The following is a 17,048-nucleotide window of genomic DNA, read 5'->3' as shown; positions in this document are numbered from 1 at the left end:
TCGTTTTGATTACTGCCGTTAATTTCCCCCATGGGAGGTGCCAGGCACTCAAACAATTTTACTAGTTGATTGGAGCGGAGGCGGACGACTCTTGCGGCTTACGGTGTGCCGGCAGAAAGCGTCCGCTCGTAGCGGAAATCAACGAAGCAAGTTTATCCCTACTCTGACACCATTAACTAATAATAGTAATTGGTGTTTTTTTCTTGCGCTCTAAAAAGTATAATGAAATTGATAATCATTATCAATATAATGATGGTATGTCTTATTAGTTGAGGAGAACGCAATGAATTATGATGCCTACATGCTTCTATGGGAAAATGCACATATCAAGGTAAAACACATTGAATATGTATTTAACAACGAGGTGCAAAAAAAAGAAGTAATGAATTACAGTTCGTTATTAATCATCACAGTTGGTGAAGCAGAAATTATTATTGGAAATAATCCTTATCATGTGCAACAATTTAGCATTTTTCATATTGGAAAGTCCCAAACACTACATATAAAATCAAAAAAGCCTTTGAATTATTTTCTAATTCACTATAAAGGGGACGTCATTTATGTTGATGCATTTATGCAACATTTACAAATGCAATATCAACCTTTTCAAACAGAGTTCTCATGTGTACCTGCTAATCCTATTGTGATACAAAAGTTGTTGCACGACATGTTTAACAAGTGGCAGACAGGTTCTATTCATGAGCATGTATTTGTAAAAGCATCCTTTTATGAGCTCATTTATCGTGTGTTTCAAGAGCTTGCTGAAGGGCAAGGTAAACCACATGAAATGGATAAGGTAGAATTAGCACGTTTATTTTTAGAAGAACATATTCATGAGCCGTTATCAATACAAACGCTAGCAGATTCACTTCAAATTAGTACACGACATTTATTACGCATTTTTAAAGCTCGTTATGGAGTAGGGCCACAGATTTATTTGCAGCAACTCAAAATTAAACGCGCAAAACAATATTTAATGGCCAATCAATATGACATTAAAGAAATCGCTATTTCTCTTGGATATGAAGATGAATACTATTTTAGTAGAGCCTTTAAAAAGGAGACAAGTATGGCGCCAACTATTTTTAGGCTGAAATATACAGCCGCTATGTCCGAAATTGCTATTACAAATGAGAATCATTTTCAATACAATAAGAATCAGCTCGAGCAAGCAAAACGATTTAAGATTGGGGAAAATGAAGTCATGATGAAAAAAATGCTTAAACATATAAAGACGCCCTTTTTGCTAAGTTTGTTAGTTTTACTAGCAGCATGTGGTGAGGATACAAAACAACCAGCTGAAAATAATGATAGTGTACCTAAAACAGAAGAAGCAGAGACTAAAACTATTACGGACGACAGTGGCCGAGAAGTAGAAATTCCAGTAAAAGCACAGCGTATTGTGACAGACTGGTATATGGGACAAATCCTTGCATTGGATGTTGTGCCAGTAGGAGCAATCACAGCCAATTTAAACTATGCAGCATTTTTAAAACCGTATTATAAAGACGGAGAAATTACGAATGTCGGAACAGACGGTAATGCATCATTAGAAAAGATTTTAGAATTAAAGCCAGATTTAATCATTACATGGAATCCAGAAGATGTTGAAAAATATGAAAAAATTGCACCGACAATCGTTTTTTCTGATACAGCCTATAATTCAGCTACTGATGAGGTCAAAGCAATGGGCGAATTTTTAGGAAGACAGGAAGAAGCAGACGCATTTGTCAAAGATTTTGAAAATCGTGTAGCGCAAGCACAACAAAAAATAAATGCGGCTATTCCAGAAGGTGCTACTTTTACGATTTTTGATTTATTTGAAAAAAATGCAACTGTTGTTGGAAATTCCAGTGTGTCAGGAGGACGAGCACTCTATCAAATTCTTGGTGTAAAACCACAAGAAAAAATTCAGGAGCTACTTGATACAAAGGAATCAAATGGCGGTCGTTATGAAATCTCCTATGAAGTAGTCGGTGACTATGTTGGTGATTACGTCTTCGTTATTAATTTCTTTAATAAAGACGGGAAACTCCCTCCAACTTGGACAAATCTTGATGTTGTCAAAAATAATAAAACAATTCCTTTAGAAGCGGAATACTATTTTGCTTCCGATCCTTTATCTGGACTACATCAAGCAGAAGATTTAGCTGACAAAATAGTAGAGTATACAAAGTCTCAGGAAAAATAAAAAGTAGAAATGTGGAGAACACATGAGGTGAGCTACCTGATTTGCAATTAGGTAGCTTTCATTTAATAGAGCATAAACAATGCATGTTTATTAGGAGGTACATCCATGTTACTACAACGTTTCTTTACTTATTACAGGCCATATAAAGGATTATTTATATTAGATTTCTCCTGTGCAATTTTAGTTGCCCTAATTGAGCTGGCATTTCCATTAGTTTTAAATAAAGTAATTGATGATATTCTTCCAGATGGTGAATTAAAGTGGATAATGATGGCAAGTGGTATGCTGCTGTTGTTGTATGTTTTTAATTCAATTTTAGATTTTATTGTTTCATATTGGGGGCATATGCTTGGCATCAATATTGAAACGGATATGAGAAGGGAAGCGTTCAATCATATTCAAAAGCTCTCTTTCCGCTACTTTGATAACAATAAAACAGGCCATCTTGTCTCACGATTAACAAATGATCTAATGGACATCGGTGAGCTTGCACATCATGGTCCAGAAGATATGTTTATTGCAATGATGACGATAATCGGATCTTTTTGCGTCATGTTTTATATTGATCCTACATTTACGCTATTAATCTTTATTCTTGTACCAATTATTCTTTTGCTAACTATTGTTTTTGGCAAGCTTATGTCGAAAGCATTTCATCAAATGTTTAGCGATATTGCAGACTTTAATGCCCGTGTAGAAAATAACGTCAGTGGTATTCGAGTAGTACAAGCATTTACAAATGAAGATCATGAAAAGAACCGCTTCAAAAAGAATAATGAAAAATTCCGCGCAACAAAATTGTTTTCTTATAAGGTGATGGCATGGAATGAAGCTCTTTATGGCATATTAACAAAGGTTTTATCATTATTTACGCTATTTGTCGGAGCATACTTTGTTTTAAAGGGCTATTTAACGAATGGTGAATTTATTGCTTTTATTCTTTTATCTGGCATTTTAATTGGACCAATTAACAAAATAAATATGTTTATTGAGAGTTATCCAAAGGGCATGGCTGGTTTTAAACGCTATATTGATTTTTTAGAAACAGCACCAGAAATTGCAGACCGCCCAAAAGCTAAGCTAATAGAGTCTATTGATGGCAATATTACATTTAACCAAGTTTCATTTGGTTATACCGATACAGAACGAACATTAAATAATATTAATCTTACAGTTCAGTCTGGAGAAACAGTAGCACTTGTTGGTCCATCTGGAGCGGGGAAATCGACCATTTGTAGTTTACTCCCGCGCTTTTATGAGGTGAGTGAAGGATCAATAAAAGTTGATGGAATAGATATACGAGACTTTAAGCTTCATTCATTACGCTCACATATCGGCATTGTGCAACAGGATGTTTTTTTATTTGATGGTACGATTCGAGAAAACATTGCATACGGAGATTTACAGGCGAGTGAGGAAGATATTTGGTATGCGGCAAAACGAGCACAGCTTGAAGAGATGATACAAGCATTACCAGATGGTATGGATACGTTAATTGGTGAACGCGGCGTGAAATTATCAGGTGGACAGAAACAGCGATTATCTATAGCACGTATTTTCTTGAAAAATCCTAAAATTTTAATTTTGGATGAGGCAACATCCGCTCTAGATACAGAAACAGAACAGGCTATTCAGCAAGCTTTACATGAACTTTCCAAAGGACGCACAACGTTAGTCATTGCACACCGCTTGGCGACAATAAAAGATGCAGACCGCATTGTCGTCGTATCGAAAAAGGGCATTATAGAAGAAGGAACACATGAACAATTAATGGCTATGAAAAATGCCTATTACGGTTTGTACACAGCACAATTTGGTTTGCAAATCTAAAAATGAAAGGAAGTTTTGTATGTCAGTATTGGAGATCGAACATGTGGCGATTGGTTACTCCTCGACGCTTATTGTGGATGATTTAAGTGTTGCCATTCCTAAAGGTCAAATCTCAACAATTATTGGCCCAAATGGCTGTGGAAAATCTACTTTATTAAAGGCTGTTGCGCGTGTATTACGAACACAAGATGGTGCTGTTTATTTAGATGGTAAGGCCATTCATCAATTAAAGACAAAAGAAGTGGCAAAAAAGATGGCAATTTTACCTCAAACAGCAAGTGCTCCAGGAGGATTAACTGTTTTTGAATTAATATCATATGGCCGTTTCCCTCATCAAGGAGGGTTCGGTACATTGCGCAAGGAAGACTACGAATATATTCATTGGGCAATTGATGTGACAGGACTAAGAGAGTTTTGCGATCGTCCCATTGAGGCATTGTCAGGTGGTCAACGTCAAAGAGTATGGATTGCGATGGCATTAGCTCAAGGTACGGATATTTTAGTACTGGACGAACCGACAACATATTTAGATTTAGCACATCAGCTAGATATTTTATTATTGCTTGAAAAGCTCAATAGGGAAGAAGGACGAACGATTATTATGGTTTTGCATGATTTAAACCATGCGTCTCGGTTTTCTCATTTTATGATGGCTATGCGAGACGGAAAATTAATCGTAAGTGGCAGCCCTCATGAAGTAATGACAAAGGAGAATTTACAAACAGTATTCAATATCAACGCAGAAATGGCTGTCTGTCCATATAGTAAAAATCCAATTTGTCTATCTTATCAGCTATACAACATGAAAGATTAAGCGGAGGAATGGAAGTTAAGAGGAGGAAGTAGAATGACTGCGTCGACAGGAGTAGAAGGGCTCAACGATATAGATGAGCTACAGAAACAATCTCACCCAATACGCGGAATGGTAGCTTTGATTTTAGGAGTAATTGCATTAATATTTGCCATTGGCTTTGCCATTTCTTTAGGAGCAGCAGATATTTCATTAAGTACTGTTTGGACGGCAATTACACAATTTTCACCAGAATTAACAACACATCAAATTATTCATGATATTCGTTTACCACGAGTACTTGGAGCAGCGTTAGTAGGTGCAAGCTTTGCAGTTGCTGGTGCGATAATGCAAGGTATGACGCGCAACCCTTTAGCAGACTCCGGGTTATTAGGATTGAATTCTGGAGCGGCATTTATGCTCGCTGTTTGCTTTGCCTTTTTTCCTGGCATGCCCTATATGTTTTTAATTTTATGGTCGTTTGTAGGTGCAGGCCTCGGTGTTGCGATTGTCTATGGTGTGGGCTCCTTGTCTAAAGGGGGCTTATCACCGATGCGTCTAGTTCTTGCTGGCGCTGCTGTTAGTGCTTTACTTGGTGCGCTCGGTGAAGGAATTGCACTTTATTACCGAATTGGACAGGACCTAGCATTTTGGTATGCTGGGGGTGTTTCGGGGACGATGTGGAGTCATCTTCAAATATTATCGCCATGGATACTAATTGCGATGATAGGTGCGCTTATACTATCCCGCTCTATTACGTTGCTAAGCTTAGGTGAAGAAATTGCGATAGGACTTGGTCAACGAACTGCTGCTGTGCGAGTGTGGGGGATGGTAATTGTTTTAATTTTAGCAGGAGCAGCAGTTTCAGTTGTAGGTGCTGTTGGATTTGTAGGATTAATTGTTCCCCATTTTACGAGATACATAGTTGGACACGATTATCGATGGATTATCTCTTGTTCATTAGTATATGGAGCATTACTCGTAGTACTAGCTGATTTAGTTGCGCGTACTATTAATCCGCCATATGAAACGCCGATTGGTGCATTAATTGCTTTAATTGGGGTCCCGTTCTTTCTTTATTTAGCACGTAAAGGAGGAAAGGAACTGTGAGTAACAATTTTTTAACACAAAATCAGCAAAAGGTTAGAAGAAAAAATTTCCTCATTATAGCTACACTGATTGTTTTAATAGTAATTACCTTTGTAATTAGTATGAATACTGGCGTAATTAAACTGACACCATGGGAAGTAATAAGTACTCTTTTTGGGCAGGGCGATGCGCAACAGCAATTAATATTATTTCAATTTAGGCTTCCTAGAATTGTAATTGGTGTTTTAGTAGGAATGGGTTTAGCTATGGCAGGTGCTGTTTTACAGGGCATTTCAAAAAATGCATTAGCAGATCCAGGTATTTTAGGCATTAATGCGGGTGCTGGGCTAGCTGTAATGCTGTATATTTCCTTTTTCTCAACGACTAAATCAGCACCCGTATATTTACTGCCAGTACTAGCCTTTTTAGGAGCAGGGATAACAGCATTGTTAATTTATACACTGTCTTATAAACGCTATGAAGGTATCACACCAATGCGTTTAATTTTAACGGGAATTGCGGTGGCCGCTGGCATTAGTTCAGCAATGATTGTATTAACACTTCGTCTTACCCCTGAAAATTATCAATTTGTGGCTACATGGCTAGCGGGTAGTATTTGGGGCTCGAATTGGAGGTTTGTCCTATCCCTATTACCATGGTTATTAATTTTACTACCATTTATCTATTCAAAATCTCGAGTTTTAAACATATTAAATCTGGGCGAAATAACATCGATTGGATTAGGTGCTTCTATTGAAAAAGAACGTCGTTGGTTATTAGCTGCATCAGTTGGATTGGCTGGAGCTAGTGTTTCTGTTAGTGGCGGTATTGGGTTTGTTGGATTAATTGCACCACATCTAGCTCGGCAACTTGTGGGAGCAAGCCATCAATTTATGCTTCCTACCGCGGCACTTTTAGGTGGCTTTTTAGTATTATTGGCCGATACGATAGGTCGCTCAATTTTAGAGCCTTCAGAAATACCAGCTGGAATTGTTGTAGCGGTTTTTGGGGCACCATATTTTTTATATTTATTAGCGCGATTAAAGGAATAAAATAGATTGCTCATATTGTTAATTGAGAATGAATATCATTGTTCTTAGGAAGAATAGGACATGCAAACTTTATTAGTAGAAAAGGGGAGAACGACATGCCAGAAGAATTGTATGATGTAACGATTGTTGGAGGTGGACCAGCAGGATTATATACAGCTTTTTATAGCGGGATGCGCGATTTAAAAACGAAAATTATAGAATTTAGCTCTCAACTAGGTGGACGCATGCTTATTTATCCTGAAAAAATGATTTGGGACGTTGGTGGGGTAAAGCCTATATTAGGTGAGGAGTTAATTCAGCAACTTATCCAACAGGCAAAAACGTTTGATCCAACAATTGTTTTAAATCAAAAGATAGAAAAATTAGAAAAACAGAGTGATGGAACATTTATTTTAACGTCAGCATCAGGAGAGAAGCATTATTCTAAAGCAATAATATTAGCAGTTGGTTATGGTGTACTTTCAATGCAAAAGCTTGAAATAGAAGGAGCAGACCGCTACGAAGTAACGAATTTACATTATACTGTGCAAGAATTAGACATTTTCCGCAACAAACATATACTTATTTCAGGTGGTGGCAATTCCGCAGTGGATTGGGCGAATGAGCTAGAATCTATCGCTGCTAGTGTAACAATTGTCCATCGTCGTGATGAATTTGGTGGTCATGAAAAAAATGTCTTACGTATGCGAGAATCCTCTGTCAGTGTTAAAACACCATACGAAGTGGTGCAATTACATAGTGATGGTGATGTAATACAGTATGTGTCAATTATGAATAAAGAAACAGATGAAATGGAACGAGTGCAAGTAGATGCGGTTGTTGTTAATCATGGCTTAAAATGTGATTATGGAGCTCTTGAGGAATGGGGATTAGAAATTCAAGATGGAGTAGCTATCGTCAATGAGAAGCGTGAAACCAATATAGAAGGCATCTACGGAGCAGGTGATTTTATCGATCATCCTAGTAAAGTAAGATTAATTGCAGGTGCGTTTACGGATGGCATTTTAGCGTTAAATAGTGCAAAATTATTTTTAGAGCCAGATGCACCAAAAGTGGCGTATGTATCATCACATAATATTCGATTTAAAGAGCGCAATAAACAAATAGGATTAGTAGATAACGATTATCGCGAAGTTCGTGGTTAAAAATTGTAATATAGTTTTTCAATATTTATTGCTTGAAAAAAATAAAATAACTATGCTATACTTCAAAAGTATGCAACGTGTACATATGTAGCCGACATATTCGGGCTATGTAAGGTACAGTTCGATAATACTCTGTTCCAGATGGTTCAGGGCGAGAGGAGAAAACGAATATGAAACAAGGAATTCATCCAGACTACAAAGAAGCAACAGTAACTTGCTCTTGTGGTAACACTTTCAAAACTGGTTCAGTTAAAGAAAACATCGTTGTCGAGTTCTGCAACGAATGTCACCCATTCTACACTGGCCGTCAAAAATTCGCGTCTGCTGATGGTCGCGTGGATCGTTTCAACAAAAAATACGGTCTTAAAAACTAATGTTAGTTTAATACCTGCCAAGCATGTGCTTGGCAGGTATTTTTTTCAGTATATAAAAAGTGCATGCGTTCATTGCGTCTCGACGCATTTGTATCTTTCACAACGTTGCACGTAACGTTCAATATAAAACAAAGACCGGATTTTGAAATGTGCTTAAGCTAGCGCTAGCGCAAATCCATTCGATACTGACAATAGGTTCGGTATAAAGATTAACACTATGGTGCAAGCATTTAAGCTAATTGCTAAAATAATTCCTTTCAAAATCCATAATTGCAAATAGAGAGGGAGAAGATACAATGGCACAGCTATACTATAAACATGGCGCGATGAATAGTGGCAAATCAATTGAAATTTTAAAAGTTGCACATAACTATGAAGAACAGCAAAAGCCTGTCATGATGTTTACATCTGGGCTTGATACACGAGATGAGGTAGGTTTTGTTTCAAGTCGAGTAGGATTACGACAAGAAGCCATTCCAATTTATGAGGATACGAATATTTTTGAACTTGTAAAAAACAATGTTGTAAAACCATACTGTGTTCTTGTAGATGAAGTGCAGTTTTTAAAAAAGGCACATGTGCTACAATTAGCTAATATTGTCGACCAACTAGACATCCCTGTCATGGGCTTTGGCCTGAAGAATGATTTCCAAAATGAATTATTTGAAGGTAGTCAGTACATGCTTACATATGCAGATAAAATTGAAGAAATGAAAACGATTTGCTGGTTCTGTCATAAAAAAGCAACAATGAATTTGCGTGTCGATGAAAATGGCAAACCTGTGTATACAGGCGATCAAATAAAAATTGGCGGTAATGATTCTTACTATCCTGTTTGCCGCAAATGCCACGCACATCCACCACTTTGAATTAGCTTTAATCGGAAAATGGCTTGATGATATTAAGCAATCTTCCGAAGAAAATGTAGCATACATGCGGAATTTTCCTTATACTAAGTAGTGGAAATAATGCATGACTATTACGCCTAAACAAATCCTTAGTCAGACTCTATTGTAGGCGGAATGATTAGTGAATAGAGTAAAAAATACGTCTCGCTGTCTTTAATGGAGGCGGATTCCTACTGGATATAGATAAATGAACTAAATAGAGGTGAAGCCCATGTTTGATAGACTACAAGCAGTAGAAGATCGTTATGAAAGGCTAAATGAGCTTTTAAGTGATCCGGATATTGTAAACGACAGTAAAAAATTACGTGAATATTCAAAGGAACAATCGGATATTCAGGAAACAGTTGACGCTTATCGTGAATATAAAAGCGTGAAAGAGCAACTAGTTGATACACGTGAAATGTTAGATAACGAAAAAGATCCTGACATGCACGAGATGGTAAAGGAAGAATTCAACTCGTTAAAAGCACAGCAAGAAGAGCTGGAAGAACGTCTACGTGTTTTATTAATTCCAAAAGACCCGAATGATAATAAAAACGTAATTATGGAGATTCGTGGAGCAGCAGGCGGTGATGAAGCGAATATTTTCGCAGGAGATTTATTCCGTATGTATTCTCGTTATGCGGAGACACAAGGCTGGAAAATCGACATTATGGAAGCAACGCCTAACCCAATGGGCGGCTACAAAGAAGTAATTTTTATGATTAACGGGCAAGGCGCGTATTCAAAATTCAAATTTGAAAACGGTGCGCACCGCGTACAACGTGTACCAGCAACAGAATCACAAGGACGTATTCATACTTCAACAGCGACAGTTGCATGCTTACCTGAAGTAGAAGAGGTAGATGTTGAAATCCATGAAAAAGATATCCGTGTAGATACTTTTGCGTCATCAGGTGCAGGTGGGCAATCGGTAAATACAACGATGTCTGCTGTACGTATGACCCACTTACCAACAGGTGTTGTTGTATCGATGCAGGATGAACGTTCACAAATTAAAAACCGTGAAAAAGCGATGAAAATTCTTCGTGCGCGTGTAGCTGATAAGTATTTGCAGGAAGCACAAAAAGAAATCGACGCAACACGTAAATCAGCAGTAGGCTCAGGCGATCGCTCAGAGCGTATTCGCACATACAATTATCCACAAAACCGCGTGACAGACCATCGTATTGGTTTAACGATTCAAAAGCTTGATCAAATCGTCGAAGGAAGACTGGACGAAATCATTGATACACTAATCTTAGAAGAGCAAGCATCTAAGTTAGAGCGACTTAACGATGACCTATAAAAATGTAATGGAGGCCCTTGATTGGGCTTCTTCTTTTTTAGTGGATAATGGACGTGAAGAAACCGCGGGTCGTATTGTGATGCAACATATACTGGGCACATCGTATTCAGGTGTTATGCTACACTTACAAGATTCGTTAACAGTAGAGCAAAGTCAACAGTTTATAAAACTGATTGAAGAGCATGCTAGTGGACGACCTGTACAGTATTGTATCGGCAGTGAAGAATTTTATGGACGTACATTTATTGTGGATGAATCGGTGCTAATTCCAAGACCTGAAACAGAGGAATTAGTGCTAGCAACAAGCAATCGCATCAAACAATTATTTAATAAGAAAACAATAAAGCTAGCAGATATCGGGACAGGTAGTGGTGCTATTGCTATTTCTATGAAGCTAGAATGTCCTGAGCTAACAGTAGTGGCAACGGATTTATCTGCAGCAGCATTATCAACGGCACAAAAAAATGCACAACTACTTGAGGCGGATATCGATTTTCGTCTAGGTGATTTAACAGCACCCCTCGTTGGAGAAACATTTGATATTGTTTTATCTAATCCTCCGTATATTGCAATGGAAGAAGCGAAGGACATGTCTAGCATCGTACTAGAGCATGAACCGCATAGTGCACTTTTTGCAGAAGAAAATGGGCTTATTTTATATCGCAAATTAGCACAACAGCTCCCAGCGCTGATGAATAAGCCCGCTTTAATCGGTCTTGAAATTGGTTATACACAAGGAGAGCAAGTAGCGAAATTTTTTAAAGAAAGTTTTCCACAAGCTACTGTTACCGTTGAAAAAGATATTAATGGAAAACCTCGTATGGTTTTTTGTGAAATTGATGTATAAAGAATCTCCTTCTTGACAACAATGTTGAGCAAGGAGGGATTTTTATGTTAAACGAATACAAGATTGTTAGATTTCCAAAACTAAATATTGTGCTAGCTTTTGCTAGACTAGTAATTATGGCGATAGCTTTACAACTATGTATTTTATATATTCCATCATTAATAGGTTCTGCAAAGGAAGCTACGAATAATGAACAAGAAAACGATTTTCGTATAAGAGTTATAGCTAATAGCAACACAACAGATGATCAGCTAGAAAAAGAACAACTTGTGCAAGATTTAAAACCTTATTTAATACAAGTAGGTTCAACTACAAATGTGGATAATAATAATTTTGTTATATTAAAAGAGAGTATTGAAGCAGAATTAAAAGAAAATTATCCACAATTGCGTACACAAGTGTTACTTGGGGATAACTTATTTCCGCCGAAGAGACAAGATGCGATGTTTTATCCACAAAATATGTACCATTCGATTGTCGTGAAAATTGGCGATGCACGTGGTGATAACTGGTGGTGTAGCATTTTCCCGTCTATTTGTGAACCGGAAAAAGAGGAAGAAAAGGCAGAAGAAAAAGAACATGTAACATTCTTTATTTGGGAATGGATAAAAGGATTTTTTGAGTAATTGTGCACAAATTCAGATAACTTATACACAATTATTGATAAGTTATGAACAAAATGTGGATAATTCAGAAAAAAACAACGATTGAAAGAAGGTTTTTCATATGGAAACCGTGTGTAAGATTGTGGATAGTAATGTGAATAGTCAAATAACTTATGCACAAGCTGTGGATATCTTAAATGCTGGAGAGGTTGTGGCATTTCCAACAGAAACGGTTTACGGTTTAGGTGCAGTCGCTACAAATGATGATGCAGTCAGAAAGATATTTAAGGCAAAAGGGCGTCCTTCAGATAATCCACTTATTGTCCACATAGGAACGAAAGAGGAAGTTTATCTTTATATCGAACATATTTCTGAGCTCGCAAAAAAATGTATGGATGCATTTTGGCCAGGTCCTCTTACACTCATTATGCCAGTAAAGCCAAATGTTCTGGCAGAAAGTGTGACAGCAGGATTAAAGACTGTCGGAATTCGTATGCCGGATCATCCAGTTGCACTAGCATTATTACAGCAAATTCAAAAACCACTTGCTGCTCCAAGTGCGAATCGTAGCGGGAAACCAAGCCCAACAGAAGCGATTCATGTAAAAGATGATTTAGAAGGGTACATACCGTATATTTTAGATGGAGGTTCTACAGGAATTGGCTTTGAATCAACTGTGCTAGATGTTACGCATGAACCACCAGTTATATTACGTCCGGGTGGCATTACAAAGGAAATGTTAGAGTCCGTAATAGGTCCGGTTATTCAACCGACTAAAATGGAGCAGACAATGGAAGAGACACCGAAAGCTCCAGGCATGAAATATACGCATTATGCTCCTAATGCGCCCGTATACTTAATAGATTGTGATGAACAAAAAGTACAGCAAGCCATACAACAACTTCAAGCCCAACATCATAAAGTAGCACTTCTAGCACCAGAGAGCTTTAAGCATATTAACATAGATTATTACTTTTCAATTGGTGAAGCAGGTAGTAAAGAAGAGATGGGAGCGGCACTATATCATGCGTTACGAGCATGTGATAAAACAGAAGCTACCGTTATTCTAGTGACGACGACATCTACAGAAGGTGTAGGCGCTGCTATTATGAACAGACTTGAAAAAGCGGCTGGTGGCAAATGGTATTCACTTTAATTTAGTGGATCTATCAGCGATTTTGCACTAAGTATCGGCGATTTCAATGTTCTTATCGGCGTTTCAAGAACTTCAACCGGCGATTCTCCCAAGTTTCCCCGCGATTTAATAAGACTATAATAAAAAACTCATCTATATAAGATGGGTTTTTTTATGTGCGTGTTGATATGAGTGCCAGGCACACAAACAATTTACCATGCTAGCATAACAACTAAGTAAAAATCCACGTAGACTCCTGCGGGACAGCACAAGTAGTAAGACGCAACAAACCGCGCATGAGCGAGGGTTGCGACTTACTCTGTGCCCGCGGAAAGCGAAGTGGATTTTTACGATTTAAAGTGTCAGGCATTCAAACAATTCACAAACAATTTTCCGTATTAGCATAACAACGAAGTAAAAATCCACGTAGACTCCTGCGGGACAGCACAAGTAGTAAGACGCAACAAACCGCGCGCTAGCGAGGGTTGCGGCTTACACTGTGCCCGCGGAAAGCGAAGTGGGTTTTTACAATTTAAAGTGTCAGGCACTCAAACAATTTACAAACAATTCACTATTAATCATTTAAAAATAGGATTTTATAATATGGAAAATGTCTTATCGTTCATTATGATAATACTGTATTTCCGAGCATAAAATGATAAAATATTAGGAAGCGAAGGAGTGCATTCTTGCAGGGTATTCTTGCAGGTATTTTAACGTCTGTCGATGTCGTCGGTTTATTTGTATTAATTCCAAATGTTAAATATCGATTATTTTTGTCAATGTGGACAGCAACATTACATATGCTTTTTCCACTACTCGGCTTTGAATTAGGAAATTACTTAGTGCGTTTTTTATTAGATTGGGGTCAATGGATTTCCTGTATTCTATTATTTAGCATTGGTCTACATTTACTTTTGTCTTCCAACAAAAATGAGAAAATAACCATTTCACCTGTATTATTAGCTGTGACTGCTAGCCTAGATACCTTTTCAGTAAGTGTTTCTTTTGGTATGCTTAACTTAGAAAAAACAATTTTTATTATTAGTGCTGGAATGAGTGCTTTCATTTGCGCATATGGGGCTTTAGTTATAGCACGCAGAAGTCAGGTTTTTTTTGGAAACAAAATTCAAATTATTGCAGGATTTGTTTTTATCATTATGAGTATTTTAGCGCTCCGAAAATAATAAGGAAGGTGATAAGTGTGAATATATTATTTGTTTGTACCGGAAATACTTGTCGCAGTCCGATGGCAGAGGTTATTTTAAAGCATAAGCAAATCAACAATGTTCAGGTTCGTTCTGCTGGTATTTATGCAATGCCGAACGCTGAAATGTCAGCACATGCGCAGCAAGTTTTAAATGAAGCGAATATGACACATCAACATTCAGCAACACAATTATCTATGGCTGAAATAGAGTGGGCCGATTTAATTTTAACAATGACGACAGCGCACAGAGATACTATTATCGCTTACTACCCGAACACAGAAAAAAAGGTTTTTACACTGAAAGAATATGCGAACGAAGGAAGTTTAGAGAATGTTGTAGACCCTTACGGCGGAAATAAAGCTATTTATGAAGCAACATTTACAGAACTAGAGAAATTAGTAGAACAGTTAGTTAAAATACTTGAGAAGAATTGAGGGGCACTATGAAAAAACAGTTTGGCTTACGACTTAAACTAGTATTATTTGTAAGTATTCTTGCACTGATCACGTATAGTATCAGCTTTGTATTCATTGAATTTATACAACCTACTTTTTTCCCGGAAATTAATCGTAAGCTATTTGAAGTGATTACTTATTTATTAGGGATTATATGGTCAGGTATTTTAGCGGCAATTTTCAGCGTTATTTTAATCAAGCCGTTACAGCGACTTGAATACTCTGCTACACGCGTTGCAGAAGGAAAAATTGGAGAGGATGTAGTGATGCCAAAAACGAATGATGAGATTCGTTCAGTGGCAGTTGCATTCCAACAAATGGTGTTAAATTTACGCCACATGGTAGAAAGTATCGATCAAAACTTTCAACAAACAAATCAATCGATTATCAAGTTATCCGATGAAACCGCTGTTGCGACAAAGAAAGCAGACGGTATTGCGGTGACGGTAAAACATATTTCCGCAGGAGCAGAAGCTTCAGCTACAGCAGTACAAGATACAGCAGAGGCGATTGAAGATGTGCGCACATTAGCAACAGAAGTGAATACTAGAGCGGAACAGTCAGCAGTACAATCGAAAGAGATTTTACATAATTTAACTAATACAACAAAAGCGATTGAAACGTTAGTCAATAGCATTCAACAAATTGCAGCTGGCAACAACGAAGCACTAGAAAGTATTCGTACATTAGAAGACAATGCTGGACAAGTTGAGCGTATCATTAGTTTAGTAGGTGATATTGCGGCACAAACAAATTTACTAGCATTAAATGCATCTATCGAAGCTGCCCGTGCAGGAGAACATGGCAAAGGCTTTGCGGTTGTGGCAGAAGAGGTTCGTGGCTTGGCCGATGAAAGTGCAAAGGCTGTACAAGGAATTACGACTCTTATTCAATCAATGCAACATAATGTTGAAGTTGTTGTGAAACAAATGAATCAACAAGTGTCATTTGCGACTAAAGAGGCAGCGCGTGTTTCTGAAACTACGACTGCGGTTGAAGGGATGTCATCAAGTGTCCATGAAATGGCAAACGCGATCGTAGAGATATCTTCATTAATTGAAAAACAAATGCACAATATTGAAACAACTGCTCGACAATCACAAGAAGTAGCAGCCATTGCTCAAGAAACATCGGCTGGTGCACAAGAAGTGAGCAGTGCAACAGAAGAGCAAGCACATGCAATTGAACAAGTAGAACAACTTGCACAAGACTTGAAAAAACAATCCGAAGCGTTGCATAAAATGATTCTACAATTTGATAGAGAAGCATAGTAAGAAAAAGCATTTAAATAATACATGTAAATGACAGACTGTGGACAGCCTTAAAAAAGAGCTTGTCCACAGTTTTTTCTATGGATTGACCAAATACTCGTTGACAGGAAGCTTGAACGTTATTAACAGGTCCAAATGAAAAAATATTGAAATAGTATGTCCACTGTAGTTGAAAAGGTAGAAAAACTTCAGAAGAGGGAATATTACAACAAAAGACCATTATCCGAATTTATTAACAGGATATTCACATTATCCACAGAAATAGTACTTAAAAATGAACGTTTTTCAATCGAAATACAAGAAATGTTCGTCTTTTAGGAGAAATCAGCATAAAATTGCAACAAAAATCATGTTATTCTTGAAAGAGAAGTGGTAAACTAATGTTGACTATATTTCGAAATGAGGGAACCCAGTGAGAATAGCAATTTCTTCTGATCACGGAGGCAATAATTTACGTCGTGAGATTATGCAACTGTTAGATGAGCTTAATATTAGCTACGAAGATTTTGGTCCACAATCTGCGGATTCAGTAGACTATCCTGATTATGCAAAGCCAGTTTCTGAAGGTGTTGCTAACGGGGAATTTGATAAAGGCATTTTAATTTGTGGCACAGGGATTGGCATGTCCATCGCTGCGAACAAAGTAAAAGGCATTCGTTGTGCATTAGTGCATGATGTATTTAGTGCAAAGGCAACACGTTGCCATAATGATTCAAATATTTTAGCGATGGGTGAGCGCGTAATTGGTCCAGGCCTAGCACGTGAAATCGCGCAAACATGGCTTGAAACTGATTTTGAAGGCGGGCGTCATACACGCCGCGTAGAAAAAATCGCTGAATTAGAACAGTAATACAAGA

16 protein-coding genes are annotated in these 17,048 nt (G+C 37.6%); all 16 read left to right on the top strand.

Translation table 11 applies throughout. The features are described 5' to 3' along the window. The first annotated feature begins 283 nt into the window (after positions 1-283). The 16 genes from ACIQXW_RS12990 to rpiB all read left to right on the top strand — a co-directional run bounded on the left by ACIQXW_RS12990 (position 284) and on the right by rpiB (position 17,041). Positions 284-2,191 carry an AraC family transcriptional regulator gene (locus ACIQXW_RS12990; RefSeq protein ID WP_402762777.1) on the top strand — a complete coding sequence of 636 codons (1,908 nt, stop codon included), beginning with the start codon at positions 284-286 and terminating at the stop codon, positions 2,189-2,191. 105 nt (positions 2,192-2,296) lie between these two features. Next, positions 2,297-4,021, top strand: coding sequence for an ABC transporter ATP-binding protein (locus ACIQXW_RS12985; protein ID WP_402762775.1), 1,725 nt, complete (start codon positions 2,297-2,299; stop codon positions 4,019-4,021). A gap of 19 nt (positions 4,022-4,040) precedes the next feature. Next, on the top strand, positions 4,041-4,835 hold the full coding sequence (locus tag ACIQXW_RS12980; RefSeq protein WP_340820997.1) for an ABC transporter ATP-binding protein: 795 nt from the start codon (positions 4,041-4,043) through the stop codon (positions 4,833-4,835). A 33-nt stretch (positions 4,836-4,868) separates the two neighbouring features. Then, positions 4,869-5,921 (top strand): FecCD family ABC transporter permease, encoded by a 1,053-nt coding sequence (locus tag ACIQXW_RS12975; protein WP_402762772.1) that lies wholly within the window; start codon positions 4,869-4,871, stop codon positions 5,919-5,921. Beyond that, the gene (locus ACIQXW_RS12970; protein WP_402762769.1) at positions 5,918-6,952 is read left to right on the top strand and encodes a FecCD family ABC transporter permease; all 1,035 of its coding nucleotides are present in this window, start codon (positions 5,918-5,920) and stop codon (positions 6,950-6,952) included. The genes ACIQXW_RS12975 and ACIQXW_RS12970 overlap by 4 nt, the downstream gene beginning before the upstream one ends. Positions 6,953-7,047: 95 nt before the next feature. Further along, positions 7,048-8,097 (top strand): NAD(P)/FAD-dependent oxidoreductase, encoded by a 1,050-nt coding sequence (locus tag ACIQXW_RS12965; RefSeq protein WP_402762767.1) that lies wholly within the window; start codon positions 7,048-7,050, stop codon positions 8,095-8,097. Between the two features lie 170 nt (positions 8,098-8,267). Next, positions 8,268-8,471 (top strand): 50S ribosomal protein L31, encoded by a 204-nt coding sequence (gene rpmE, locus ACIQXW_RS12960; protein ID WP_004269457.1) that lies wholly within the window; start codon positions 8,268-8,270, stop codon positions 8,469-8,471. A gap of 296 nt (positions 8,472-8,767) precedes the next feature. Beyond that, positions 8,768-9,340 carry a thymidine kinase gene (locus ACIQXW_RS12955; RefSeq protein ID WP_401010767.1) on the top strand — a complete coding sequence of 191 codons (573 nt, stop codon included), beginning with the start codon at positions 8,768-8,770 and terminating at the stop codon, positions 9,338-9,340. A gap of 250 nt (positions 9,341-9,590) precedes the next feature. Further along, on the top strand, positions 9,591-10,667 hold the full coding sequence (gene prfA / locus ACIQXW_RS12950; protein ID WP_340820992.1) for a peptide chain release factor 1: 1,077 nt from the start codon (positions 9,591-9,593) through the stop codon (positions 10,665-10,667). Next, positions 10,657-11,514, top strand: coding sequence for a peptide chain release factor N(5)-glutamine methyltransferase (gene prmC / locus ACIQXW_RS12945; RefSeq protein WP_402762762.1), 858 nt, complete (start codon positions 10,657-10,659; stop codon positions 11,512-11,514). Before prfA ends, prmC begins: the two co-directional genes overlap by 11 nt. A 44-nt stretch (positions 11,515-11,558) precedes the next feature. Further along, positions 11,559-12,140 carry a stage II sporulation protein R gene (locus ACIQXW_RS12940; RefSeq protein ID WP_402762759.1) on the top strand — a complete coding sequence of 194 codons (582 nt, stop codon included), beginning with the start codon at positions 11,559-11,561 and terminating at the stop codon, positions 12,138-12,140. A gap of 100 nt (positions 12,141-12,240) precedes the next feature. Further along, positions 12,241-13,275, top strand: coding sequence for an L-threonylcarbamoyladenylate synthase (locus tag ACIQXW_RS12935; protein WP_401019209.1), 1,035 nt, complete (start codon positions 12,241-12,243; stop codon positions 13,273-13,275). A gap of 668 nt (positions 13,276-13,943) precedes the next feature. Continuing rightward, positions 13,944-14,441 carry a manganese efflux pump MntP gene (locus ACIQXW_RS12930; protein ID WP_340820988.1) on the top strand — a complete coding sequence of 166 codons (498 nt, stop codon included), beginning with the start codon at positions 13,944-13,946 and terminating at the stop codon, positions 14,439-14,441. A 17-nt stretch (positions 14,442-14,458) separates the two neighbouring features. Continuing rightward, complete coding sequence (locus ACIQXW_RS12925; RefSeq protein WP_402762756.1) at positions 14,459-14,899, top strand: low molecular weight protein arginine phosphatase; 441 nt, start codon at positions 14,459-14,461, stop codon at positions 14,897-14,899. Between the two features lie 8 nt (positions 14,900-14,907). Next, complete coding sequence (locus ACIQXW_RS12920; protein WP_340820986.1) at positions 14,908-16,191, top strand: methyl-accepting chemotaxis protein; 1,284 nt, start codon at positions 14,908-14,910, stop codon at positions 16,189-16,191. A gap of 412 nt (positions 16,192-16,603) precedes the next feature. Beyond that, positions 16,604-17,041, top strand: a complete 438-nt coding sequence (gene rpiB, locus ACIQXW_RS12915) for a ribose 5-phosphate isomerase B (protein ID WP_173478613.1) — start codon at positions 16,604-16,606, stop codon at positions 17,039-17,041. The last annotated feature ends 7 nt before the right edge of the window (positions 17,042-17,048 follow it).

The organism is Lysinibacillus sp. NPDC097162, assembly GCF_044762185.1.
Classification (GTDB): Bacteria; Bacillota; Bacilli; order Bacillales_A; family Planococcaceae; genus Lysinibacillus.
The sequence above is the reverse complement of the archived record's forward strand: the minus strand, read 5'-3'. Positions and strand labels throughout refer to the sequence as shown.

Coding starts and splice junctions, on each gene's coding strand:
- prmC (WP_402762762.1), top strand. CDS start 10,657: ATGACCTATAAAAATGTAATGGAGGCCCTTGATTGGGCTTCTTCTTTT.
- ACIQXW_RS12985 (WP_402762775.1), top strand. CDS start 2,297: ATGTTACTACAACGTTTCTTTACTTATTACAGGCCATATAAAGGATTA.
- ACIQXW_RS12965 (WP_402762767.1), top strand. CDS start 7,048: ATGCCAGAAGAATTGTATGATGTAACGATTGTTGGAGGTGGACCAGCA.
- ACIQXW_RS12975 (WP_402762772.1), top strand. CDS start 4,869: ATGACTGCGTCGACAGGAGTAGAAGGGCTCAACGATATAGATGAGCTA.
- ACIQXW_RS12990 (WP_402762777.1), top strand. CDS start 284: ATGAATTATGATGCCTACATGCTTCTATGGGAAAATGCACATATCAAG.
- rpmE (WP_004269457.1), top strand. CDS start 8,268: ATGAAACAAGGAATTCATCCAGACTACAAAGAAGCAACAGTAACTTGC.
- prfA (WP_340820992.1), top strand. CDS start 9,591: ATGTTTGATAGACTACAAGCAGTAGAAGATCGTTATGAAAGGCTAAAT.
- ACIQXW_RS12940 (WP_402762759.1), top strand. CDS start 11,559: ATGTTAAACGAATACAAGATTGTTAGATTTCCAAAACTAAATATTGTG.
- ACIQXW_RS12955 (WP_401010767.1), top strand. CDS start 8,768: ATGGCACAGCTATACTATAAACATGGCGCGATGAATAGTGGCAAATCA.
- ACIQXW_RS12920 (WP_340820986.1), top strand. CDS start 14,908: ATGAAAAAACAGTTTGGCTTACGACTTAAACTAGTATTATTTGTAAGT.
- ACIQXW_RS12935 (WP_401019209.1), top strand. CDS start 12,241: ATGGAAACCGTGTGTAAGATTGTGGATAGTAATGTGAATAGTCAAATA.
- ACIQXW_RS12980 (WP_340820997.1), top strand. CDS start 4,041: ATGTCAGTATTGGAGATCGAACATGTGGCGATTGGTTACTCCTCGACG.